At 41.5% G+C, this 25,261-nt stretch carries 16 protein-coding genes and 5 pseudogenes; 6 read left to right on the forward strand and 15 right to left on the reverse strand.

Annotated features, from left to right (window positions below; translation table 11 throughout):
• The first annotated feature begins 325 nt into the window (after positions 1-325).
• The 3 genes and pseudogenes from ydiJ (at position 326) to RS130_RS13025 (ending at position 5,989) form a co-directional block, all read left to right on the forward strand.
• Positions 326-3,357, forward strand: a pseudogene (gene ydiJ / locus RS130_RS13015) (D-2-hydroxyglutarate dehydrogenase YdiJ).
• A 650-nt stretch (positions 3,358-4,007) separates the two neighbouring features.
• Positions 4,008-5,348 (forward strand): serine hydrolase domain-containing protein, encoded by a 1,341-nt coding sequence (locus tag RS130_RS13020; RefSeq protein ID WP_316026294.1) that lies wholly within the window; start codon positions 4,008-4,010, stop codon positions 5,346-5,348.
• A gap of 20 nt (positions 5,349-5,368) precedes the next feature.
• Complete coding sequence (locus tag RS130_RS13025) at positions 5,369-5,989, forward strand: alpha-ketoglutarate-dependent dioxygenase AlkB family protein (protein WP_316026295.1); 621 nt, start codon at positions 5,369-5,371, stop codon at positions 5,987-5,989.
• Between the two features lie 56 nt (positions 5,990-6,045).
• On the opposite strand, the gene RS130_RS13030 is transcribed toward RS130_RS13025, so the two are convergent.
• The 8 genes and pseudogenes from RS130_RS13030 to RS130_RS13065 form a co-directional block, all read right to left on the reverse strand.
• Positions 6,046-7,221 (reverse strand): JmjC domain-containing protein, encoded by a 1,176-nt coding sequence (locus tag RS130_RS13030; RefSeq protein WP_316026296.1) that lies wholly within the window; start codon positions 7,219-7,221, stop codon positions 6,046-6,048.
• Between the two features lie 109 nt (positions 7,222-7,330).
• Positions 7,331-8,566, reverse strand: coding sequence for an adenylate/guanylate cyclase domain-containing protein (locus tag RS130_RS13035; protein WP_316026297.1), 1,236 nt, complete (start codon positions 8,564-8,566; stop codon positions 7,331-7,333).
• Positions 8,567-8,650: 84 nt separating this feature from the next.
• Positions 8,651-10,025 (reverse strand): annotated as a pseudogene (purB, locus tag RS130_RS13040) (adenylosuccinate lyase).
• 9 nt (positions 10,026-10,034) lie between these two features.
• Positions 10,035-10,679 carry a high frequency lysogenization protein HflD gene (gene hflD / locus RS130_RS13045; protein WP_316026298.1) on the reverse strand — a complete coding sequence of 215 codons (645 nt, stop codon included), beginning with the start codon at positions 10,677-10,679 and terminating at the stop codon, positions 10,035-10,037.
• Positions 10,679-11,810 (reverse strand): annotated as a pseudogene (gene mnmA / locus RS130_RS13050) (tRNA 2-thiouridine(34) synthase MnmA). Before mnmA ends, hflD begins: the two are co-directional and overlap by 1 nt.
• A 408-nt stretch (positions 11,811-12,218) precedes the next feature.
• Entirely contained in the window at positions 12,219-13,253 is a 1,035-nt protein-coding gene (gene ansA / locus RS130_RS13055) for an asparaginase (protein WP_316026299.1), read from the reverse strand.
• A 183-nt stretch (positions 13,254-13,436) separates the two neighbouring features.
• A complete protein-coding gene (locus tag RS130_RS13060) occupies positions 13,437-14,153 on the reverse strand; it encodes a hypothetical protein (protein WP_316026300.1) in 717 nt (238 codons plus the stop codon).
• Positions 14,154-14,268: 115 nt separating this feature from the next.
• The gene (locus RS130_RS13065) at positions 14,269-15,009 is read right to left on the reverse strand and encodes a dienelactone hydrolase family protein (RefSeq protein ID WP_316026301.1); all 741 of its coding nucleotides are present in this window, start codon (positions 15,007-15,009) and stop codon (positions 14,269-14,271) included.
• A 309-nt stretch (positions 15,010-15,318) separates the two neighbouring features.
• Here RS130_RS13065 and ppnP point away from each other — a divergent pair, with 309 nt between their 5' ends.
• Both ppnP and RS130_RS13075 read left to right on the forward strand, forming a co-directional pair.
• Positions 15,319-15,603 carry a pyrimidine/purine nucleoside phosphorylase gene (gene ppnP / locus RS130_RS13070; protein ID WP_316026302.1) on the forward strand — a complete coding sequence of 95 codons (285 nt, stop codon included), beginning with the start codon at positions 15,319-15,321 and terminating at the stop codon, positions 15,601-15,603.
• A gap of 66 nt (positions 15,604-15,669) precedes the next feature.
• Entirely contained in the window at positions 15,670-16,020 is a 351-nt protein-coding gene (locus RS130_RS13075) for a Fis family transcriptional regulator (RefSeq protein ID WP_316026303.1), read from the forward strand.
• Positions 16,021-16,066: 46 nt separating this feature from the next.
• On the opposite strand, the gene RS130_RS13080 is transcribed toward RS130_RS13075, so the two are convergent.
• A complete protein-coding gene (locus RS130_RS13080) occupies positions 16,067-18,205 on the reverse strand; it encodes a M3 family metallopeptidase (RefSeq protein ID WP_316026304.1) in 2,139 nt (712 codons plus the stop codon).
• A 177-nt stretch (positions 18,206-18,382) separates the two neighbouring features.
• The gene (locus RS130_RS13085) at positions 18,383-19,276 is read right to left on the reverse strand and encodes a LysR family transcriptional regulator ArgP (protein WP_316026305.1); all 894 of its coding nucleotides are present in this window, start codon (positions 19,274-19,276) and stop codon (positions 18,383-18,385) included.
• A 91-nt stretch (positions 19,277-19,367) separates the two neighbouring features.
• On the opposite strand from RS130_RS13085, the gene RS130_RS13090 reads away from it, so the two are divergent.
• Complete coding sequence (locus RS130_RS13090; protein ID WP_316026306.1) at positions 19,368-19,982, forward strand: LysE/ArgO family amino acid transporter; 615 nt, start codon at positions 19,368-19,370, stop codon at positions 19,980-19,982.
• Between the two features lie 454 nt (positions 19,983-20,436).
• Here the strand turns inward: RS130_RS13090 and RS130_RS13095 are convergent, their stop codons facing one another.
• The 5 genes and pseudogenes from RS130_RS13095 to RS130_RS13120 all read right to left on the reverse strand — a co-directional run bounded on the left by RS130_RS13095 (position 20,437) and on the right by RS130_RS13120 (position 25,192).
• Positions 20,437-20,649: a DUF3820 family protein gene (locus RS130_RS13095; RefSeq protein ID WP_316026307.1), complete on the reverse strand. Its 213-nt coding sequence runs from the start codon at positions 20,647-20,649 to the stop codon at positions 20,437-20,439.
• A pseudogene (locus RS130_RS13100) lies at positions 20,650-22,445 on the reverse strand (ABCB family ABC transporter ATP-binding protein/permease).
• An 84-nt stretch (positions 22,446-22,529) separates the two neighbouring features.
• Positions 22,530-23,614: pseudogene (locus RS130_RS13110) on the reverse strand (GGDEF domain-containing protein).
• Between the two features lie 8 nt (positions 23,615-23,622).
• Positions 23,623-24,204 (reverse strand): PqiC family protein, encoded by a 582-nt coding sequence (locus tag RS130_RS13115; protein ID WP_316026310.1) that lies wholly within the window; start codon positions 24,202-24,204, stop codon positions 23,623-23,625.
• Between the two features lies 1 nt (position 24,205).
• Positions 24,206-25,192: an MlaD family protein gene (locus tag RS130_RS13120; RefSeq protein ID WP_316026311.1), complete on the reverse strand. Its 987-nt coding sequence runs from the start codon at positions 25,190-25,192 to the stop codon at positions 24,206-24,208.
• Positions 25,193-25,261 lie beyond the last annotated feature (69 nt).

A 25,261-nucleotide genomic window follows, 5' to 3' on the forward strand; every position in this document is an offset into this window, starting at 1 on the left:
TTAAAATGAAGCCAAAACCAATTCTTAGACTTTTCATCTTGCATGCGCCTTTCGTTAATCAATATGAATAGTCTATCAAGAGTAAGCCTAGGGGTAAGCCTAAAGTTGTTACAAACTATGTGTTGAAATTGATCAGGTGAAATTGATCATGTGAAATTTGTACGTCAATTTGCTGAGGGTATCTTTTTAGGATGTGTTGAATGGCTTCAACCACCTACTATGGCTAAGTCTATGGGGGATTATTCGTTTTTCGCCGTCGTGCAATTCCACTGATTTTAGGTATAATCCCGTTACTTCTTTAGGCTTTGAATCCGAATTTACTATTATGCTTCCAGCGTTAGATCCCCGCTCAGTTATTGAGAGCGAATATCAAGAGTTTTTATCCGCGTTAAATCAATCATCTTTTACTGGTGATGTTGAATTTAGTTATGCCAGTCGTTTAGCCGTTGCCACCGATAATTCAATTTATCAACAATTGCCGCAAGCGGTGGTTCTGCCGAAGTCTGTAGATGATTTAACGATAATAGGTAAAGTGGCTAATCAGTTTGACAATGTTCGATTTTCCGCTAGGGGAGGCGGTACAGGCACCAATGGTCAGTCTCTAACATCTGGCATTATCGTCGATGTGTCACGCCATATGAACCAAGTGTTAGAAGTTAATGTTGAAGAAAAATGGGCTCGTGTTCAAGCTGGAGTGGTCAAAGATCAACTAAACGATGTGCTTAGACCATTAGGCTTTTTCTTTGCGCCTGATTTATCTACCAGTAACCGCGCCACAGTAGGTGGCATGATTAATACAGATGCATCTGGTCAAGGCTCACTAGTGTATGGAAAAACCAGTGACCATGTACTAGGACTGACATCTGTGTTAGCAGACGGTACTCTGTTAAACACGCAGCCCATGCCAATGGTTGAGGCTAAAGCATTAGCCGAGCAAACTTCTAGACATGGCCAAGTAGCGAAACAACTGCTGGATACTTGTGTTAAAAAGCGTCAACAAATTTTGCAAAAATTTCCAAGACTAAATCGCTTTTTAACCGGCTATGATTTAGAGCACACATTGAATGACGACTTATCTGAATTAGACATTAGCCGCGTGATAACCGGCTCTGAAGGGTCGCTAGCCTTTGTGGCCGAGGCCAAATTAAACATTACCCCCATTGCCACTTATAAAGCGCTCGTCAATGTTAAATATGACTCCTTTGAGTCGGCTTTGCGACATGCTCCTAGCATGGTGGCGGCTAATGCGACCTCGGTAGAGACCGTCGACAGCAATGTGTTGAACTTAGCTAAGCAAGATATCGTTTGGCATTCGGTGAAAGATTTGATCACTGAGGTTGAAGGTAAGACAGTGCTGGGTTTGAATATGGTTGAATATAACAGTAACGATCAAGCCGATATCGAACAGAAAATCGCTAGCTTGTCTGCCAGTTTAGATAAAGCCAGTGACAAAGGAGTGATTGGTTTTCAGGTTACTTATGACAAAGCGGATATTGGTAAAATTTATGCTATGCGTAAGAAGTCAGTGGGGTTGTTAGGTAAAACCAAAGGCGCCAAAAAGCCACTGGCTTTTGTTGAAGATACTGCGGTTCCTCCAGAAAACCTAGCGGATTTCATAATGGAGTTTCGTACGTTACTAGACGGTTATGGTTTGCATTACGGTATGTTTGGCCACGTTGATGCAGGTGTTTTGCATGTGCGTCCTGCGCTAGATATGTGTGACGCTGAGCAAGAAAAAATGATCCCGCAAATATCAGATAAAGTCGTTGCTCTAGTGGCTAAATATGGCGGCTTAATGTGGGGCGAACATGGTAAAGGTTATCGTAGTGAGTATTCACCGCAATTTTTTGGTGAAGAATTGTATGCTGAGTTGCGTAAAATTAAGTCGGTATTTGATCCGTTAAATAAAATGAATCCAGGAAAAATTTGCACTCCTGTTGATTGCAAAGACGAATTGGTTAAAGTCGCTGGAACAAAACGAGGTCAGTTCGATCGTCAAATTCCTATCGCCGTGCGTACATCTTTTGAAGCGGCTATGAGTTGCAATGGCAACGGGCTGTGTTTTAACTATGACACGACTTCGCCTATGTGCCCATCGTTCAAAGTAACAGGAGATAGAAGGCATAGTCCTAAAGGTCGAGCTGGAATAGTCCGTGAGTGGTTGCGACTTTTATCGGAACGCAATATTGATATTAATGAACTTGAGCACAACGAAGATCCACCTACTTGGTGGGAGCGTTTTAGAAATTCGACAGACAAAAGAGAAAGGGATGACTTTTCGCATCAGGTGCTAGAGGTCATGGAAGGATGTTTGGCATGTAAAGCCTGTTCAAGCCAATGCCCTGTTAGTGTTGATGTGCCGAGTTTTAGATCGCGTTTTCTTAGTATCTATCACCAACGATATATGCGACCAGCAAAAGACTTTTTGGTGGGAAACATCGAACAAATGGCACCATTAATGGCCAAAGCCCCAAGTTTTGTCAATTTCTTTTTGAAACAAGACTGGGTGAATACCACTATTCGTAAAACAGTCGGCTACGTAGACACGCCTATTTTGTCTGAACCGACATTGCAGAAAAAGCTAGAGAACCATAGTGCCACCCAGTTTAGTCTAGAAAAATTGCAGTCACTATCAGTTGCAGAACTCGCTAAAAAGGTATGTATCGTCCAAGATCCCTTTACTAGTTTTTATGACGCTGAGGTAGTGGCATCTTTGGTTAAACTGATTGCAAAGTTAGGTTATGAACCTATTTTATTGCCCTTTAAACCTAATGGTAAACCTCAGCATGTAAAAGGCTTTTTAAAGGAATTTGCTAAAACAGCCAAGAATGCTGCTGATTTACTTAATGAAATAGCTGCGCTTGAATTACCTATGGTGGGGTGGACCCGTCAATGGTGTTATGTTATCGCGACGAATATAGCAAAATACTAGGTCAAGCACGTGGTGACTTTAAAGTGGAATTGGTACACGAATGGTTGCAGAGTATAGATATGCCTAAGGTCACTGCCAAAAACGAGCAGGGCGCAGCAAAACCTTATGCCCTATTTGGGCATTGCTCTGAAAAAACGGCTTTACCGACATCAGAAAAAGATTGGCAAGGAATATTTAGTCAAGCTGGTTTGGAGTTACATTCTATTGCCGTTGGCTGTTGTGGTATGGCTGGTACCTTTGGCCATGAAGCCAGTCATTTAGCTGAATCAAAAGGATTGTATGAAATGAGTTGGGAGCAGGCGGTAAAGAAATTGCAGCCTGAACAAATACTCGCAACGGGTTACTCATGTCGTAGCCAAGTCGCTAGGTTTGATAACTTCAAACCTAAGCATCCATTACAAATATTAGAAATGAATTTGAGCTAGAGATAAGCGACAGGTGGATGAGCCCCTTTTTGGGAACGAGCGGCAACGACGGACTACGAAGCTGGTGGACGGTCAAATTAACGTTCCAATTAAGACACCCATAACGTTCCAATTAAGACACCCATAAAATGCTTGGATCCCTGCTAACGGCATGCAGGGATGACGGCGTTGGAGGTTGTTAATATCCGCTAACGGCAAGCAGAAATGTCATTTTTCTAGTCCGTTCCAATTAAGACACCCATAAAAAGTTTGGATCCCTGCTATCGGCATGCAGGGATGACGGCGTTGGAGGTTGTTAATATCTGCTAACGGCAAGCAGAAATGTCATTTTTCTAGTCCGTCATGCCGGTAGTCTTTTGAGCCGGAATCGGTTTACTTTTAGCGTTTAATTCCAAAGCACATAGTCTAGCCACTTGTGATGAAAAACAAGTTTCCAATTATGGGTGTCTCAATTGCGATTTTGTGATGATGGGTGTCTCAATTGCGATTGGGGATTATGATGAGTGTCTCAATTGGGGGATTTGGCTCAGAAACAAGTGGAATAGGTGTGAGCTGGGGTAAACAGAACATTATTGAGGTTGTATGGAAAGTAATTGCATAGTGCAACCAGAACCTTTATGGTTTTTGCTTAATTCTAAGGAAGGTGTCAAATGCTGAAGAATGTTTGGTTATTTATATTTGTTAATATATTTAGTGTGTCCGCGCTGGGATTTGATAGCGTCAAACTCAGTCAATACATCGATGCTTTAAATGACAACAAAAAAGCAATGTTTAGCCTGGCTATATTAAAAGATGGTGAGCCAATCTATCAAAAGTCTGTCGGCTTTGTAGATATAGCGAGTCGTCAAAAAGCGAATAAAGACACCCAGTATCACATTGGCTCGATCACTAAAGTGTTTACGTCGACTATGATTTTTCAGTTAATTGATGAAGGTAAGCTATCGCTAGATAGTAAGCTTGCTGTTTATTATCCTAATGTGAAAAATGCCGATAAAATCACTATATCTATGTTGTTGAACCATAGAAGTGGCATTTTTAACTTCACGCGGTCTGATGATTACACTCAATATATGACTGAGCCTAAAACTAGGGTTGAGATGGTTCGTTTGATAGAAGGGTTAGATAGCGATTTTGAACCAGGTAGTCAAGGGAGTTACTCAAACAGTGCCTACGTGCTTTTAGGGTTTATCATCGAAGACATCACTAAAGACAGCTATGCTAATCAGCTACAACGAAGGATTGCTGATAAGTTGGATCTTGAAAGAACCTCTTTTGCTGGGCCAATTAATGTAAAGGACAATCAAGCTAATTCATATACTTTACGTTCGCAGCAGTGGGAGCCTGCTAGCGAAACGGATATGAGTATTCCATTTAGTGCTGGGGCGATTATTTCTACGCCAACAGAAGTAGGCGTATTCTTGACCCATTTGTTTAAGGGCAAATTACTCTCTGCTGCATCACTTACTAAAATTAAAGAGATCAACCAAGGGTTTGGTCGTGGTTTGTTTAAGTTTCCGTTCTATCAAAAGACAGCTTATGGACATTCTGGTGGAATAGATGGCTTTGTTTCGCAAACAGGATATTTTGATGCTGATAATACTGTATTTACACTGACGGCAAATGGACTAGATTACAAATTGAACGATATCAGTATTGGTGTTTTAAGTATTTATTATGGGCTACCTTTTGATATCCCTGATTTTACTCAAAAGCCTATTAGTCTGCCAGAATCTGAACTCGCTAAGTATCAAGGTGTGTTTGCTTCTCAAGACATTCCGCTTAAAATTACGATAAAGGTCGAAAATGGTAAATTGATGGCACAAGCTACAGGGCAAGGGCCCTTTGTATTAACGCCATTCTCTAATTCAGAGTTTCGGTTTGCACCAGCGGGAATTGCTATGCTGTTTGGCCTTGATGATGGCAGCGTTGACTACCGTCGCTTTCAATTGAAGCAAGGTGGCGGTAATTACAATTTTACTAAGGATAAATGAGCTTTTATGGGGGAGGTATTTTGCAAAACTTAAACTTGTTTGAGCAGCCGGAGGTGAACCCCATTAATGTTATCGACTACGATGGGCTGGTGGAATACCATGGTTTAGTACTTCCTGTTGAACAAGCTGATTACTATTTTGAATCCTTACTGCATAAAATTGAATGGCAACATGATCAAGCAAATATTCATGGCAAACACATTCTAACTAAGCGAAAGGTGGCCTTGTATGGAGACAAAGCGTTCCGGCTGACCTATTCAAATACCACTAAATTGGCTTTACCTTGGAAAAATGAGTTGCTGGAACTTAAACAAATTGTCGAACAAAAAACCGCTAACAAATTTAATTCTTGTTTAGTCAATTTGTATCACAGTGGTGAAGAAGGGATGGCTTGGCACAGTGATGGCGAGAAAGACTTGTTGAAGAACGGATCAATTGGCTCTTTGAGTTTTGGGGCTGAGCGGAAGTTTTCATTTAAGCACAAGCGCAGTCAAAATACACAGTCGTTAGTTTTGCAACATGGTAGTTTGTTGATGATGAAAGGTGAAACCCAAAGCCATTGGTTGCATCGTTTGCCTCCTACTAAGAAAGTGGATTCACCAAGAGTGAATCTCACTTTTCGAACCATAATAAATGCTTAGAGCCTGGCGAATATTTAGCTTGGGCCTTTCAATAGAATACGAAGCGCAACAACAAGCTATTCTGCAATGTACCAGTGGCCTTTATTCACTAGTCGGGTTAATAACCTAACGAATTCAGAATGTTGGCTTGATTGAAATTGCTCGCTAGTATCTGTCAAAAATTGTTGGTTTATCCAGGGTTTTGATAAAAAACGCTTAACTAGTGCGGCTGTATCTGTGGGGCCTGAGTATGTTTCGCCATCAATGTAAAATGTAAAGAGATGCTGCGAATGGTCATTGATTGTTTTCGCCTCTACAAATATAGGCTTTACCCCCGGCGCACGATAAAAGTAGTGGCCGTCGCAGAGTAAATCAACAATCCCTTGTTCGGAGAACTCTTCGATGGCTTGGTGTGGATCTTCTTCTTTTTTGTTGGCACTTAAAAATGTGGGCAACCATTGCTCAAACTGCTCGCTTGCTAATGCCTCTGACAATAACTCTTTAAAATCGGCAATTTCTTGTTGCTTGATTTCACCCGAATATTGGCGAGGGGCTAACGCTTGGTCTCGGTATCGTTTTGTGAGTAAATTGTTATCGATAGCGTGATCAACAAAGGACGATAGCATCTCTTGCTGAGATGGGGCACGAAACCCAACGGAGTAATTTAAGCAGGCTTCAAGAGCTACGCCATTGTGAGGGTGATTGGCTGGGATATATAAAATATCTCCGGCGCTTAGTACTTCGTCAATTATTGGTTCAAAGCCCGTAATCTGAGACAAATCGCAGTGGGGCCTTATGGTCTCGTAGTCGCTAGGCAAACCAACTTGCCATCGTCTGCTTCCCTTACCTTGAATAATAAATACATCGTATTGGTCGAGGTGTGGGCCTACTCCCGCGCCAGCATTAGAATAGCTGACCATTAAGTCGTCCATACGCCAATAAGGGATAAAGTTAAACGCTGTCATTAATTGGTCTGCTTCAGGTGAGAATCGGTCAACAGACTGAACTAACAAGCTCCACTGACCAACACAATGACTGTTAATATCTGCATAAGGCCCATGTTCAACGGTCCAAGCACCATTTTGATAATGTACAATACGAGAATCTACCGACTCTTCCTCGGTTAAGCCTGCCAGTTCGTGTTCGTCGATGGGATCTTCAAAATCTTGGAGGCCTTGACGGATTAATAATGGTTTTTTTTGCCAGTAATCCGATAAAAACTGTTCGATATTAAAATGGGTAAGGTGGTACATAAATAGTCAACTCAGGGGGATAGGCTTAAAAAGGGGGCTCGATTATGGTGCTTTATATCATTTATGGGCGCCCTAGCGAACTAGAAATGTTGTTTCTTTTGCTTTATGTCTAGTGGCTGATGGTTGACTTGCGATCGAGCAGCCAATAAGTATTGACCGAACCTATGCCTTTGACGGTTATTTTTCCTCGATTGACATATTCGAATTCAGATTTGGTTAAATCATAGGTGGATTGTGTGGTTTGAATTCTATGACATGCACCATGACTCTCCATACGGGATGCTAAATTAACGGCTTCGCCCCACATATCGTAACTGAACTTGTTTTTGCCAATGATTCCAGCCACGACTTCACCACAACCAATGCCTATTCGTAAACCTGTTTTTAAATTGTATTTTTGACTGATTGCTTGAAAAGCGTATTGCATGTCTAGTGCACAGTGACAGCAGTTAATGGCGTGTTCAGAATTCGCCTTAGGTAATCCGCCAGCTGCCATATAGCCGTCGCCACTGGTTTTTATTTTCTCTAAGCCATATCGTAATGATAGTTCGTCGAAGGCGCAAAATATCTCGTTTAGAATTTTAACCAGTTGCTGTGGTGTACAGCTCTTGCATATGGGAGTGAAATCTTGAATATCGGCAAATAAAATACTGGCTTGGGCGAAATAATCAGCGATCAAGTGACTGGAGTTTTTTAATCGTTGTGCAATGCTGGTTGGCAATATATTGAGTAGTAGTTGCTCTGAACGTTTCTTTTCAAAGGCTAGTTTTTTCCAACTTCGGCCTATGTTTTTCTGAATATGAAAACTACAGAGCAAGCTGGCTAAGGCTAGTAAACAAGCACTGGTAAACTTAAAGCTCTGTTGATCTGGATTGTATTGATGAGGCAAAGTGAGTTGATAATAGACTTCTGTCGTTAGAAATAAGCCGCTAAACAGTACGGAGAAAAACCACTTGTACTTGGCTTCCTTGTCGGTAAAAAAGAACGGACAACAAACCACCGCTAATAAATAGAAAAAATGAATGTATAAGTCCAATTCCCATAACAAGCAAGTGGCAATGAGATCAGCAATATAGACTAAAATAAGCCAAATTTTAGCCTGTAGGTAATGGCCAAAGTGGTTGAGTACGGGAACAATAACCAGCAACAAAATGGTGGTGCAGGTGATGTAAAATTGATTTTGACCTGTTTGTTGCCAAAACCAAATGGCACTCGGAATTTGACAAACCGATACGGCAATAATAACAAATGCAATAATATTGGTAAGACGGACTGGAGTGAAGTATTCGTGAGGGTAACGTGCAATTCCAGCCCAAACCCACGTTTTCAGAACATGCTTGAACATTTTTACTTCCCTTTAAAAATCAATGCCAACTAAAAGTATAGTTGGCATCTTATTTTTAGGGGTTAAAAATGTCGCAAGTTAAGGCTAACCTTCTAATTGCTCGACAAATTCAATCGCGCGGCCAATATAGTTGGCAGGCGTTAGCTGTTTCAATTGTGTTTTTGCTTCTTCCGGCAAAGCTAACGTATCAATGAATTGTGCCATGATTTTTTGATCTACTTTTTTACCGCGAGTAAGCTCTTTTAGCTTCTCATAAGGCTTTTCAATTCCATATCGGCGCATAACTGTTTGTACTGGCTCAGCCAATAATTCCCAGTTGTTATCCAACTCGTCTAGTAAACTTTGAGGATTCACTTCTAACTTACTGATCCCTTTAAGTGAAGCTTGATATGCAATAATGGCGTACCCCACACCCACTCCCAAGTTACGTAAAACGGTAGAGTCGGTCAGGTCACGTTGCCAGCGCGATACTGGCAATTTAGTGGCTAAATGGCCGAACATTGCATTGGCTAAACCTAAGTTGCCTTCAGAGTTCTCGAAATCAATAGGGTTAACTTTGTGTGGCATGGTCGATGAACCAATTTCGCCTGCTATCGTTTTCTGTTTGAAATGACCTAGGGCTATATAGCCCCAAATATCACGGTCAAAATCAATCAGTATGGTATTAAAACGTGCAATGGCGTCAAATAGCTCAGCAATGTAGTCGTGAGGTTCTATTTGTGTCGTGAATGGGTCCTGAGGTAATGCCTAAGCTGGAGACAAACTCACCTGCAAAGGTATGCCAATCAAATTCTGGATAGGCTGAAAGGTGAGCATTGTAGTTACCCACAGCACCGTTGATTTTCCCTAACATTTGCACTTGAGCGATTTGTTCCCTTTGGCGTTGCAGGCGGATCATCACATTGGCCATTTCCTTACCCATTGTGGTAGGCGAGGCCGGTTGGCCGTGAGTTCTGGCCATCATTGGTACCGCTTTCAACTCAATTGCTAGGCGCTTAAGTTCTGCTACCAATTTGTCGCAATACGGTAAAATAACCCCATTACGAGCTTCGTTTAACATTAAGGCATGAGACAGGTTATTGATGTCTTCTGAGGTACAGGCAAAATGGATGAATTCATTGATGGCATGCAGTTCGGCATTGCCTGCAACTTTTTCTTTTAAGAAGTATTCAACCGCTTTAACATCGTGGTTGGTGGTGCTTTCAATTGTTTTGATTCGTTGTGCATCTTGTTCAGAAAAATTATCAACTATGGCGTTTAACACAGCTTGTGCTTCATCACTTAACGCAGGCACTTCTTTGATGTCGGCAGCAGCCGACAATTTTTGTAACCAACGTACTTCTACAACCACGCGGTATTTTAATAGACCAAATTCGCTAAAAATGTGGCGTAGCTCAACAGTTTTACTGCCGTATCGACCGTCAATTGGGGATACCGCCGTTAATGCCGATAAGTCCATGAAATGCTCCTAATTTGCTGTGTTAATGTGGTTTAAAGTTTGTTCTGCGCTTTTGACAATTTGTTGTCTGTTAAGCAAAATTTGACGACGCTTACCGCCTAGTTGACGCCAAAGTACTGTTGCTCGAACGCCCGCTAATAATGCGGCTCTGACACGGTATTGGTTGTCTTCACGTTTCAGTAGTTCTGGTTCGCCGCCAACTTGTATTTTTCTACCTAAAGGGCTGATCACGTCAGTGTAAATGCTGTCTAAATTACGTAACATTTGAGTATCGAGCAATTCCAAATGAACAGCTTGTCTTTGCACATTGCTGATACGCTCGCCTAAGGTCGCCATGGCTTTTTTATTTCCGCTCAGTTTACGTTCAATAGACAGTAGATTTGCAATGTAGCGGGTAATTTCTACATCTTTATTAGACTGATTACCTAACTGCTCAAGAATAGTCTTATAACCTAGTGATAGTTGACCTATGTCGCCAAATACTTCTTCGGTGTTACTAGGATCCGTTACCGTGATACTGCGAATACAAGTAGCCAATGCGGCTTGGTCAAATTCGCTTTTTCGGGCCACTTGTTTAACCATGGCTACGGCTTGGCACAGCCCAGCTAAGGCTATATTGCTTTGATAAAATCGATTATTTTTATATTCACTCATTAGCGGATGTAGTTCTCTATGATACCGCCACCTAGGCAGACTTCTTGGTGATAAAATACGGCTGATTGGCCAGGTGGTAACAGCTTTTTGTGGATCGTCAAACATGACTACAACACTACCTCCAGGTTGAGGTGTAACGGTGCAGGGAATGTCTTCTTGGCGATAACGGGTTTTTACCGCGCATTTGATTTCACTTTGTGGACCTTTGCGGTCAACCCAGTGCAGTTGGTTAGCAACTAAACCTTTTGAATATAAACGAGGGTGACTTGCGCCTTGCCCAACTATTAGCACATTGCGAGGTACGTCTTTATCGACCACGTACCATGGATCATCGCCATATTCCTTCATGCCCCCAATCATTAAACCTTTGCGTTGACCTAAAGTGTGGTACATCAAACCTTCGTGTTTACCGATGATTTGCCCTTCGGCTGTTTCAATATCGCCTGATTGAGCAGGTAAATACTGGGCTAAAAATTCTTTAAATTTTCGCTCGCCAATAAAACATATTCCTGTACTGTCTTTTTTGTCATGGGTGACCAAGTCTTGCTCTAGGGCAATTTCTCTAACTCTAGGCTTTTGCAGATGGCCTATTGGAAATAATGTTTGGCTGATGTGCTGTTCACCCAAGGTATATAAAAAATAGCTTTGGTCTTTGTTACCGTCTAAGCCACGCAACATTTGCCACTTACCACTTTCATTAGAACGTTGCACATAATGCCCAGTGGCAATATAGTCAGCTGCTAATTCCTCGGCGGCAAACTCAAGAAAGGCCTTAAACTTGATTTCTTTATTGCACATTATATCGGGATTGGGCGTGCGTCCTGCTTTGTATTCTGCTAAAAAGTACTCAAATACGTTGTCCCAGTATTCAGCCGCAAAATTGATGGTATGTAATTCAATGCCAAGTTTGTCAGCCACGGCTTGCGCATCTCTTAGGTCTTCGGCGGCCGAACAATATTCCTCATTGTCGTCTTCTTCCCAATTTTTCATGAACAAGCCTTCAACCTGATACCCTTGCTCTTTCAGCAGGTAAGCAGATACGGAAGAGTCAACACCGCCAGACATGCCCACTATTACTTTAATTTGGCTGTTATCTTGAGTGTCAGAGGGGGTATGTTCGTTTATTGTCATAGGAAGTAATGTAAGCTCAAATATTGCTGTGAAAAATGGAGCCGAAGTTTAGCAAAAAATTGAGGTTAAATCATTAGCTAATCAGCGGTTTTGGATCAAATCTAGGGATAAAAATACAAGAGATTTTATCAACTGAGTTTTAACACTCAATCACAAAAAACAGCCGTCACAAACGAGCCTTTATAATCACGGCAATGCGGCTATACAAGGTAAAGGACGGGACTGAGAGAATACTGTTTGGCTGCTGTAATAGGCCTTACTGTGGCTTTTGCTCAATGGGGTATCCGCAATGCTCAAATACGACTATCAAACACGACTTTCTATGATTATTATTTGATAAATAGGGCTAAAGATTGACTCACAGAAAAACTATGACACTGTTTGGCGTTGTAAAAAAGAGCAGGGTTACTATGCCTCAATACCGATGTCGGCCTCAGTTAGTTCGCCGCGCAAATTTGTTACTAGTAAACGTTTGATTTCGTTTATAGGTAACGCTTTGCTAAGTAAATAATGTAACTTGGCCAGTGCCGCTTCGGGGGTCATATCTGTACCTGATACCACGCCAACTTGTTTAAGTATATTGCCATTAGCATAGCCTGACATATTCACTTTTCCTCGTACACATTGGGTACAATTTAACACGATGATCTGTTGCTCGTTGGCCCGAGTTAGTTGCTTAAGCAAAGCTTGGTTTTGTGGGGCGTTGCCCACCCCAAAACTCAATAATATTAGCGCTTTGACTGGTTGTTGTAAGGCGTTTTTGATCACTTCGGCACTTATACCCGGATAAAGCGTGACTATGCCTATGGGTTGAGATTTGATTTTACTGACTTGAAGAGGTTTTGAGTTATCAGCAGCGACTAAGGTTTTGTCCAATTTTATTTCAATATTAATGCCGGCTTCCAATAACGTTGGGTAATTAGGTGACTCAAAAGCATTGAAACCGTCGGCGTTTAACTTTCGACTACGATTGCCGCGAAATAATTGGTTATTAAAGAATAAGGTCACTTCAGCTATAGGATAATTAGCGGCAATGTATAACGCGTTCAGTAAATTGACTTGGCCGTCAGAACGCAGTTGCGCCAGCGGTATTTGTGAGCCTGTGACGATCACTGGCTTTCCTAAGTTTTCTAACATGAATGACAAAGCCGAGGCCGTATACGCCATAGTGTCTGTACCATGTAATATGATGAAGCCATCGTAGTCTTGGTAATTATTTAAAATATCATCGGCTATATTTTGCCAATCTGTCGGGCTCATGTCGGATGAATCAATTAAGGGATCATATTCATGGATGGTGAAGTTTGGCATTTCACTGCGTTGAAATTCAGGCATATTGGCAACAGTAGCAGATAAAAATCCAGCCGCTGGAATGAAACCTTGGTCAGAGGGCCGCATGCCAATGGTACCGCCTGTGTATGCTACATATATGTGTTTTTTCATGGAGTGTTTACTGTCAATTTTTGTGGCTACTGTAACTGTTGTTGTCAAAACTCACCAACATTTTTTTGCTACTCGTAACCCATGTTTAGTTCACTAGCCGGAAATAAGCAGCAGCTTACTATTTTACTAGTTGAGTTGAGTTGAGTTGGGTTGGTAAGGTGCGGTCTATACTTAGCCAGTTCTTTATTCAAAGTGCTCTGGATACAAGGTTTTGGCAGCTGCGTTTTCATATTGCTGCAGTAAGTTAGCCAGTATTTTAGTCTCTAGCATATTGTCTAGAGACTGCATGAGATCATGTACATTGTTGTCATTCTGGCGACAACAATCTTGGTAATGACTAATCAGTTCAACCAAGTTGACTTGGTGTGCCTGACGCAATTGTTTATCTGCCAAGACAAAAAAGTATGCGCTGCCCCAGTAAGCGGCGGGGTACTGCTCGTTTTTCATGAGTCTTTGGGCAATAGAAGCGGCTGTTAATTCACTGTTAAACCAACGCAAGTGAGGGGATATTTTTTGGTGGTAATTGCTGTGTAAACTGCCTGCTAATATCCCCGCTTGGTGCATGATTTGATATTGCATAAAGCTGGCGAATCCTTCTGAAAGCCAACTATATTTTGAGCCCAAATATGGAATAGCGAGGTGAGCTATTTCGTGATAGATGGTCCAGTCTTTTATAAATTTATCTAAAGGAAAACGGCTGTCGACATATAAGTGCACGCTTTCATGCTCATCTCGTCTAGTATGGGCCCAAGGTACAGGTTGCTTTGCTTTTTTAGGATACAGATAGAAATTTAGTGTGTTGGGGTAGACTCCTAGGGTGGCCCGAGTCGCATTGACGCCTTTGGTAACCCATTCTGTTAACAGGCTTTTTTTCACTTTGCTTAAAATGCGATAAGCCATATAACCTAAATTGGTTGTTTGTTACTTTCTCAGCCGCACCCGCTATATTACTGCATAAATACAGAATACAGCTGAATGCCCAGAGAGGTTTGATAGTCAACACTACGACTAATATTTAGGTACGTAAGTGTTGTTGGAAAAACGCCACAGATAACGCATACATTTGCATCGCTAGTGCTGCATCATACCTGTCACCTTCGTCACGCATAAAGGCGTGTTGAGCGTTTACTTCGTGCCAGCAGAAATCGTTATTGTTTTGGCTTAACGTTTGATGAATTAGTGCTCTACCTTCTGCAGAAACATGGGGATCTTGTTTACCAAATACTAACGTGATCGGGCACTGAATCGTATGACTCATTGCTAATGAATCATTGCCAACCTTACAGGGCAGGGTATTAGAATGAATATCGGTAGGGTATAAACAAAATGCAGCTGTTATTTCAGGATTTAACGCTGCCCTAAAAGCCAGGTGTCCGCCAATACATACGCCCATTGCACCTACTTGTCCTGTGCAATAATTCTGAGCTTTGATGAAATTCAGCATAGCTTGGGTATCCGAGTCGTGGTCTTCTAAAGGTTTAGTAAATTTATCCGCGTTGCCTTTGTCCTTACCTTCATCATCGTAAGCTAGTACTGTCCCAATAGGGTTTAGTTCATGAAACACTTCGGGTACTAAAACCACAAAACCATGGCCAGCCAATATTTGCGCACTGCGAGTGATAGGTGTAGTTTCTTGAAAAATCTCAGAGTAGAAAATAACCGCCGGATAGTGCTTGTCATCTACTGGCCGATAAACCGATGTACGCATGGTACCCGTGTCGGTTTTGATATCTTGAACATGTTTTTGAATGAGCATAGGTTTCCTTCGATTTTGTTGTAATTACTTTATTCCCACCCACATCCTAGAAATACTCCTAGGTGGCATATTCCTTTGCAAGTATCGCTTGCAAGGCTAATTTAAAAGGCCGGTCTATATGCCTTTGCCTCGTTATTGCTAAGATGTTGGCTGTTTGTTGGGGGTATTGTATTACAGTTATTTTCGCTTATGTAAGTTGTTACTCGTATTTAATTTTGTGCTGATAAGTTAGATTATTTTGGCGGTTTGCTAATGGCTGCGTATTTGCTACCTTAGCGGGCAGTTATTTTACAATTATTAGGAAATATTATGTTTAATGTAAATCATTACTTTGACAATAAAGTCACTTCTATTGCTTTTCAAACTGCCACGTTACCTGCCACCGTTGGCGTTATGTCTATTGGGGAATATGAGTTTGGCACAAGCGAATTTGAAACAATGTCGGTGGTAAGTGGCGCGTTGACCGTTAAACTTCCTAACAGCGATGAATGGAATACATACAATGCAGGTGAGAGCTTTACGGTAGAAGCGAATAAAAGCTTCAATGTGAAAGTTGCGGTAGAAACGGCTTACTTGTGTACATACGGTAAATAGGCTTTTTATCGTTAACGACTTTTTATTGATCCACCCTTTGTTGATTAAAAGCAGGTCTGACCAACAATGAATAAGACAATCAAGAAGTTAGATAATAACGTGATTAAAGGATTGACTGTTGTTTGTGGATCAGCGAAAGCTGAAATAGTGGGATTTGAGTGGTTAACCCATACGGCTAATTACTCAAATTTTCCAGCTAGCTTACTGGTCACTTGTGTGTTTGATACTAATCAATCTTTGCTCGAGGCTAAGGCAAATCAGCAAGATGTGCTGATCCGCAAGATGGTGCAGCAGCAATTACTTAAAGTAGGTGTACTGATCAAAAATGCTAAATATCAGGTATGTTTTGATACTGAAGAAGCCTGCCTAGCCGAACACAGTGGCGATTGGCGGAGCAGGCTCTCGTCATTTGGGTGAAAAATAGCACCCAAATAGACTGTTGTGTTTTTACTTGTTTGGTTTTTTATTCTACCAAGCCGCGACGTTTTAGTAACGCATCAGTGGTGGGTTGTTGCCCTCTGAAGTGAATAAAGTCTTGCATCAAGTCTTCGCTGTTTCCTTTTGAAAGAACAGTTTTACGGAATTTGTCACCATTTTCTCTAGTAAGTCCTCCATTCTCTTGCATAAACGCAAAGGCGTCGGCAGCAAATACTTCGGTCCATAAGTAAGCGTAATAGCTAGCTGAATAACCACCGGCAAAAGAATGACTAAAATATGCAGACTTATAACGAGAAGGGATAGGTGCGTAATTTATCCCATGTTTGGCTAGTGCTTGCTGTTCAAACGCTTCGACGTCAGTAACTTGCGTATGTTGGTCTTGCACGTGCCATTCCATATCCAGTAATGCAGCCGCTAAATACTCTACTGTGTCAAAGCCCTGATTAAATTTGATGGCAGCCATCACTTTTTCTAGCAGCTTAGCGGGGATCATTTCAGCCGTTTTATAGTGTTTTGCATAATTGGCCATCACACTCGGCTCAATAGCCCAATCTTCTGTGAATTGTGAAGGGAACTCTACAAAGTCTCTAGCCGTAGCCGTACCGGCTAAACTGGGGTATTTTACTTGAGAAAATAAACCATGGGCAGCGTGTCCAAATTCATGGAACAAAGTAGTTGTTTGCTCAAAGGTAAGCAATGTAGCTTGGCCTTTAGCCGGTTTTACAATATTTAATACGTTGAACACCACCGGTTTTTGATTTAGTAAAAAGCTCTGGGTTACAAATTCGTCCATCCATGCACCGCCGCCTTTGCCCTCTCTTGCATAGGGATCAAAGTAAAATAAACCTATACTGCTATTATCCTGATTAAAGACTTCGAAAACCCTAACGTCTGGGTGATAAACTGGCAGATCTAAACGTTCGCTAAAATGAATGCCGTAGAGCTTTTCCATCGCAAAAAACAGGCCTTGTTCAAGCACCGAGTTAAGTTCGAAGTAAGGTTTGACTAGGTCCTCGTCTAGGTCGTATTTGGCTTTCCTGACTTTCTCTGCATAGAACTCCCAGTCCCAAGGTTGAATTTGACCTAGCACACCATCTTTATGCATTGCTTGCTCAATGGCTTTTGCTTCTAATTTGGCTTTTTTTACCGCTTTAGGCGCCAGATCATCCAACATACTGAATACAGCCTCTGGGGTTTTAGCCATTTGGTTGGCGGTAGCGTAACTTGCCCAGTTAGCAAAGCCGAGGAGCGTGGACTTTTGCGCGCGTAAAGAGGCTAACTCGCGTAAAACAGGGCCATTAGTATCCATCGCTCGGGTAGCCGAACGTTGCCAAATTTTTTCTCTAAGAGAGCGATTACTCAATTTGGACAAGATGGGCTGACGGGTGGTGTTGACTAAAGTGATCATGTAACCATCTTTATTGGCGTCTTGGGCGGCGGCGGCAAGTGAGGCTATGTCATCCTCTGAAAGTCCGGCTAGTTCAGCCTTGTCTTGGACTATAATGGTGTCTTGCTTGAAAGAGGCCAATATATTTTGCGAAAACTCAGTTTCTAGGCTCGATAATTTTTCATTTATTTGGCGCATTTTTTGTTTTTGTTGTTCGTCTAATTTTGCCCCGGCTCGAACAAACCCGTGGTAATAAAATTCGGTTAACTTTTTATCTATTGGAGCCAAGCTCGCCCTTGTCTCATAGATATGCGCCACCCGTTTGAATAATGCGTTGTTTAAATAAATACTATCGTAGTGAGAAGTGAGTTTAGGTGAAATCTCAGCTTCAATTCGCAAGTATTCGTCATCGGAAATCACGCCAGAGAGGCTAAAAAAAATGCCTGAAGCACGTTCTAAAAGTTGTCCCGATTTCTCCATTTCTACTAGCGTATTCTCAAAAGTAGCGGCTGCAGGGTTGTTCGCTATCTTGTTAATTTGCGCGCTATGCAGTTGCATACCCCGGTTTATTGCGGGTTCAAAGTTGTCGGTACTAAGTTTATCGAACTCTGGGGCCTGATAAGACAATGGACTCGGCCTCATGAGTACATTGCTTAAATCTTGTTGTGTTTGCTCTAGTGATTGCATAGTCGTTGCTGTGCCATTTTCTTGATGAGTGGAACAAGCACTGAAAAATAAGGCAGTGCTGACGGTGGCAGAAATTATAGTAGTACGCATGGAATATCCGAAGTGATTCTGCGCTTAGTGCAGAATAAAAATAAAAAATGATAACGGGATGACTGTAACGCAGTGAAAAAAATAGCTCAAATTAATAGCTTAAACTTTGTACACGAATGGTGCTAAATAAAGTTACAAAATATGTACAAGAGGCGGAGCGGTATTTATTTTAGCTGCCTACTGGCTTTTTATAGCAATCTGCGCTCGGTCAATAATCGCATCGGATAAATATTTAAATGCGCCTTTTAATAATACCCAGCGATGCCAATACAAAGTACGAGTTACCGACTGATTGGGCATTAGGTCTATGAGTTGTCCAGATGAAAGCTCTTGTTGTATTTGCAGTTTAGGTATTAGGCAATAAGCTAATCCTTTTTTTGCAAAGTTTACAAATGCTTCTGACGACCTTACTGTGTGACAAGGGAATGAGCCGCCGGGCAGGCCAAACGTTGAAGCAATAAATTCTATGTGCATATCATCATGTTGATCATACGCGGCAGCGGGCGCTTGTTTTAACTGCTTAACTGTTATGCCTGTATCGAAATAGCGTTGTTTAAACTCTGGCGAGGCGACTAACGAATAGTGCATGTCACCTAACTTATCTAAGGTGCAGCCCGGTAACGCCTTGTCTTGGCAACTGATTGCACCAAACACTTCACCATTTTTTAAATAGTTTATAGTTTGGTTTTCATCGGCAATGTGTAAATTTAGTGCAATTTTATGCAGATGGGTCACATCAGAAATAGCGTCGACTAACCAGGTGGCCAAACTGTCAGCATTAGTCGCTAGGTTAATCGCCACTTTTTCAGATATATGCTGGGCGTTGATTTCCGGTAGGACATCTTGCTCGAGTAAACAGACTTGCTGATAGTGAGCTAACAGTTTTTTACCTATACGGGTGGCAGTGATGGGCTGTTTGCGTATCACCACTGGCTGGCCAATGGTTTGTTCTAACAGCTTAATGCGTTGAGATATAGCGGATTGAGTAATACAGAGTTTGTTGGCAGCTTTTTCAAAACTCTGTTGGTTTATCAGTACGCTGAGCGCGTGGAGCAACTTGTAATCCATCATTATTAGTAAATCTTATCTTTAATTAATAATATTAATTATACTTAAATTAGGGTGGAAGTATAATCGCCAGCAATGTATTAAGGAGGTTTCAATGTTATATGCTGGTTTTCAAGGGGTGGTGTTAGGCTTAAGCATGATTGTGCCGATTGGTGCTCAAAATTCTCACGTATTGAGTCAAGGGATTAAGCGTCATTTTCATTTGTTGACTGCCACAGTATGTATTTTGTGTGATGTGATTTTGATAAACATAGGTATTTTTGGCGGGGCCAAGTTACTCAGTCGTTCACCTTTGTTAATCTCAATTATTTCTTGGGCGGGAATGGCGTTTCTAGTTGGCTATGCCGGTATGTCTTTTCGAAGTGCATGGCAGAATAATTATCAAGCAACTAGGTATAACCAAGATGCCACCACAAGAGTCGCGGTATTGACTACAACCCTTGCGATTACTTTGTTGAACCCTCATGTATACCTAGACACTGTGGTGATTTTAGGCAGTGTAGGCGGACAATTTAATGGCTATGACAAAGTGGCGTTTGCTGTGGGAACTATGCTGGCTTCGATTATTTGGTTTTATTGCTTAGCGACAGCGGCTGCCACGTTATCACCTTGGCTAAATCGATCAAAGGTGCAGCGCATCATTGATTGTTTAGTTGGCTGTGTTATGTGCGTGATTGCCTATATGTTATACCAATCTATATTAACCTGAGCTCTGGCTAAGAAGGATCGTTTAAGCTAAACACTAGCTTAAGCTAATAAATATCAATATAATTCAATGGTTTAATGTATTTTTGTCTACATAACCTCAGCTAAATGTTACTCGGTAACGAAATTTTCGAGTATAGCAAGGTGTTTCTTCTTACGTAACAGCGGACTATGACTAGAAAATCCAACGCAGTTAGACGCAATAAGAGCGTTATCGAAAGGCTCGGCTAATTCCAATCTCAGGTTAAGTCGCCAGTTAGTTAGCGTGTAATACTCGACAGGCAGCCATGCTTCAGTGCCTCTTGCGCTAGGTTAACGATAATTGAATGGGAGCAACCATTCCTGCACACCATCGCCTTGTTTAAAGGCACCAAATGTACTTAAAAGATCACCTATCACTACGGATTGTTTACGCATTTTTAGGTCTTGATGTTGAGTTTATGGTGAGTAAATATTGACTAGTCACGAAGTAGTGGCGCAAGCATAGATTCTAAACCATTTACTTTTACTTCATGGATCAGGGCCAATTGTTGTCCAAGCTTGCCTTCTGGAAAGCCTTTATTGTTGAACCAGACCAAGTATGGTTCGGGTAAATGGAGTAACTTTCTACCAGCATATTTACCGAATGGCATGGTCTGATTGATGGCTTCGAGTAACGCTTGCTTATCCATCTATGCCTCCTGTGCGTGATTGTTTTGCTGGGTGTCCCAGAGCTTTTTGTAGGCGCCACTTTGGCTCAATAAAGTATTATGACTACCTTGTTCGACAATTTTACCTTTGCTTAAGACGATAATATTGTCTGCGTCGATTATGGTCGATAAACGGTGGGCAATAACCAAACTGGAATGGCCCTGAGAGACATCTTTAATGGCCTTTAAAATAGCTTGCTCAGACTGACTGTCTAACGAAGAGGTCGCTTCGTCAAATACTAATATTTGCGGGCGTTTTAAAATGGTGCGGGCGATGGCCACACGTTGTTTTTCGCCCCCTGACAATTTAAGCCCTCGCTCACCTACTTTGGTGTGAGTGCCATTTGGTAAGGCATCTACGAAGTGCCTTAAATGCGCCATGTCAATGGCTTGTTGTACTTCTTGGTCTGAAGCATTGGGTCTTCCGTAACGGATATTTTCTAGTATGCTATCGTTGAATAGCACTGTGTCTTGGGGGACGATACCAATAGTCGCTCGCAACGAATCTTGGTTTACCGATTTGATATCTTGGCCATCTATGCTGACTTTTCCTTGATTGACGTCGTAAAATCTAAATAAGAGTTTCACTAAAGTGGATTTTCCTGAGCCACTTTCGCCAACCACGGCGACTTTTTGTCTAGGCAGGATCTGAAAATTAATGTCTTGTAATATTGGTCGCTCGGGTTGATAAGCAAATTGCACATTTTCGAAAGTGACGCGTCCTTGTTGTACTTTTAAGTCTGGCGCGCCAGGTCGCTGGAAACGGTATTCTTGCGGTTTAGTAGGGAGAAGAGATTTTCAATATTGGCTAATGAACCTCGAATTTCCCGATAGACAAAGCCTAAGAAGTTAAGGGGCATAAAGATTTGCATAGTAAAGGCGTTAATCAATACAAAATCCCCTAGTGTCATTTCCCCGTTGGCCACTTGATAAGCAGCCAAAGCCATCATGCTGGTCATCGACATGGCGATAATAGATGCTTGACCACCATTCAACGCAAACAACGATAGGCGGTTTTTACGTCTAGCGTTTTCCCATCCGGCTAGGTCGCTGTCATATCTATCCGCTTCGTATTTTTCGTTGTTGAAATATTTAACCGTTTCGTAATTTAGCAAGCTGTCAATGGCTCGCGAGCTACTACTTGAGTCGGCGAGGTTGACTTGCCTGACGAACTGGGTACGCCAATTTGTTGCCTTGACCGAAAAACCCACATAACTCACTACAGACAGTAAGATAATCAACGCAAAGCTGATGCCGTAGTTAAAAAATAGCACGGCGACAACAGCAACGATTTCAAATAGAGTAGGGCCAATGTTAAACACTAAAAAACGCATTAAAAAGCTAATACCACTGGTGCCACGCTCGATATCTCGCGATAGACCTCCGGTTTGGCGATTTAAATGAAAATCGAGATCTAAGCTGTGTAAGTGTTTAAATACTTTTAGACCAATTCGTCGCATGGCACGCTCTGTTACTCGACCAAATAGCGTGTCTCTGATTTCACCAAACAAAACATTTGCTAAGCGCAATAGGCCGTATGCTGCTACTAAACCAAAGGGTACGAGGATAAGTCCATTGTCTGATTGGGGCGCGTTAAGCGTATCAACTGTGTGTTTAAGTACAAAAGGCAAATATATACTGGCAACTTTAGCGGCAATGAGAAATAGCATTGCTAAGCCCACTCTATATTTAAACTCTGTTAAAAATGGCCATAACTGGGAGAATATTCGCCAGTTTATTGGTGTATCTACATCTTGATTATAATGACTTGGGCGCATGTTAAGTGTGGTTTCTGTTAAAGTGGAGGTTGATTGGTAAGGGAGCAATTACCGAGCACGGGTAGCTGATATACTAGGCCCATATTAACTAATACAGCGATTTCTGCCTTGCTTTTTCGCTTGATACAAACAAGAATCAGCCACGATAATAGCATGGTCAATACTGTCTGTAGGCGCAAATTGATGAATACCCATACTGACGGTAACGCTAAACTCGCCTTTCATTGACTTAAAGTTTGTGGCTGCAATTTTTGCTCGGAGTTTTTCTGCTAACACTAGCGCCTGTTTACTCGTGGTATGGGGCAGCAAAAACAAATATTCTTCGCCCCCCATCTGGCTAATGAATCTTGTTGTCTTAGCTCTGCACGGAATATCTCACCGACTGTTTTGATAACTTCATCGCCTTTATCGTGACCATACTGGTCATTGACCTTTTTGAAATAGTCAATATCACACATAATAACGGACATACTCAATTGTTGCCGTTTACATCTAGCGTATTCTTTTTCGATGTTGGCCATCATGCCTCGCCTGTTATGCAAACCTGATAAAGAGTCGTGCATGGCTTGCTCTTCGAATTGTTTGCTTATTTCTATTAACGTGGCATAGGAATTTTGTCTGGCGGCTTCATACACCGCAAATAAAAAGCTAACCGTAATGAATGAGTAAAGAAGCCGTGACTTAAACTCATAGTCATAGTGAATCGCTACCAGTAGAGGGTCTTGCAGGAATAACTGGATACTAATAGCCAATATGAAAAGTATCAGATTTCGAATACCTTTTCTCAAACCGCCAAAAAATAATACCACTGGCGGGACAACATATATCCATAAGGGGCCTGTTCCTGCCACCCCGCCTGTATAAATTAGATACAGCATCAGTGCCATCAATGAAATAGTTAGTAGGTTGGCAGAGGTTCGATAAGGAACTGAAAACCAGTTGTAGCGAAGAATTAGGTTTACATACAAAAATATACCGCTTATTAAAAGTAAGATGATGCCTAATCGAAGGTTAGTTGATAAGCAGGCTGTTACCCCTAATGCAAAAGTGATTGCACAACCCACTGAACTAAATATATTGGCGACTACAATTTTTTGATTAGACTCAGGATCACTATTATCCTTAATGCCTGATTTAAAAAAACTGAATAGTATACCTTTATAATTCATGCTAATTCTTATTTTAATAAAGCGCCGGATTCTGCTTTAATTTGCTCGGCAATTAAGGTGATTAAATTCCTTAATTGTTGCACTGAGTGTGCATACCCATCTTTATGTAATTCTAATTCAAAGTAAAACGGTTTTGTTATCATGCCCTGTTTATGATTCTTTTTAAAGAGTGAATACCTGCCTGCGGCTAGAACTTTCGACGTGTCGGTGCTGTGGAAATGGTTAATGATGAGTTTAAGATGCGTATTGGCAAGCTTATGTTGAGGTGTTTTGTTAGAGATAAAATAAGCGATACCGCGACTGTTTAAATCAGCTAGTAGTGATTTGTAAATCCCTGTTGATAGCTGTTCAGCCCACATGTGGTTTGAAGAATAGTACAACTGGTGTTGCTCGATTTGCATGACTAGACTTGATGATTGCAAATATTCAGCCAGCTCAATTGGTAATACTAAAACCGTTTCTGATGCCGATTGTTCAAGCGCATTATTTGGCTTTTGTGCCATATCTAAGTGGTAATAATGCACATGCAAAGGCGCAGATGAACAAGCGCACAACAGGCACGCACAGAGTAGGGTGAGTAAGGTTTTCATATTAGTTTGTTCCTTTACTAGTAGATTGCTTAGCTCTTGGTATTACATCTGAAGGGCGGCTGCCGGTGAAAATTAGGCTATTTGGGGTGTTGTTGAGCTGTAACAACAAAGGCTGCAAGTCCTTCATTGTGCGCTGCAGATCTTTCATTGTGCGATTTATTTCTTGATTGGTACGTGAATCTTTTGAGTAGGTTTGTAGCAACAAATCTAAATTTTTTAATGTGTTATTGATGTTTTGGGTCATTTTTTGTTGTTCTACGCTGTTTAAGAGTTTATCAACATTCTCGCTAGCCGATTGCAATGAGGTCGCTGATTCAGATACTTGCAGTAACATGTCATTGGCGTTATTCGACAAAGTTTGTAACTTTAAGTCGTTGAGGGTATCGAGTATTGAGGACACCTTGTCGGTGATTTGTGAAAATTCCCCAGCTCTAAAAGGAATGACTTTTAAATTATCTATTTGCAAATTTTTAGCGACAGGTTCATTGTCATAATGCTGCAGATCGACAAATAAAGAGCCAGTTAGTATATTGCCGATTTTTAACGTCACCATGAGCCCTTGCTCGACCCATTGATCAATTTGCTGGTATACAAAATTGAGGCCCTCTTCATCGTCTGTTCTTCCCACTCTGCCCGGTTGAATGCCGATAAGGATAGGAATGTCATAACTATTTTCTAGTAGCCCTTTATGACTTGATAACTCAATATTAATCGCTAGCACTTTACCTATCACTAACCCCCTGTATTCAACTGGAGCGCCGACTTTTAGTCCTCTGACAGTATCTTCGACCAACAGCAAATATGCCGCGTTTTGCAGGTACCGCTCTTCTGACGCAAGTTCGTATGAGGGGTGAATGTCAAAATAAGAGCGTTCCGTGATAATGTCGCCGGTAGGCATGTCTTCTGGTATACCAAAGGTGACACCGTTGGTTAAAAATGTTTCTAAACTGCCGGTACTGACTTTGACGCCGTTGGCATTGAGATCCATTTGAATACCACTAATATCCCAAAACTTAGTATTGGTCGTGATGAGTTCATGGTAAGGGGCTTTGATAAA

The organism is Paraglaciecola aquimarina (genome assembly GCF_032464635.1).
In the GTDB taxonomy this organism is placed as follows: Bacteria; Pseudomonadota; Gammaproteobacteria; order Enterobacterales; family Alteromonadaceae; genus Paraglaciecola; species Paraglaciecola aquimarina.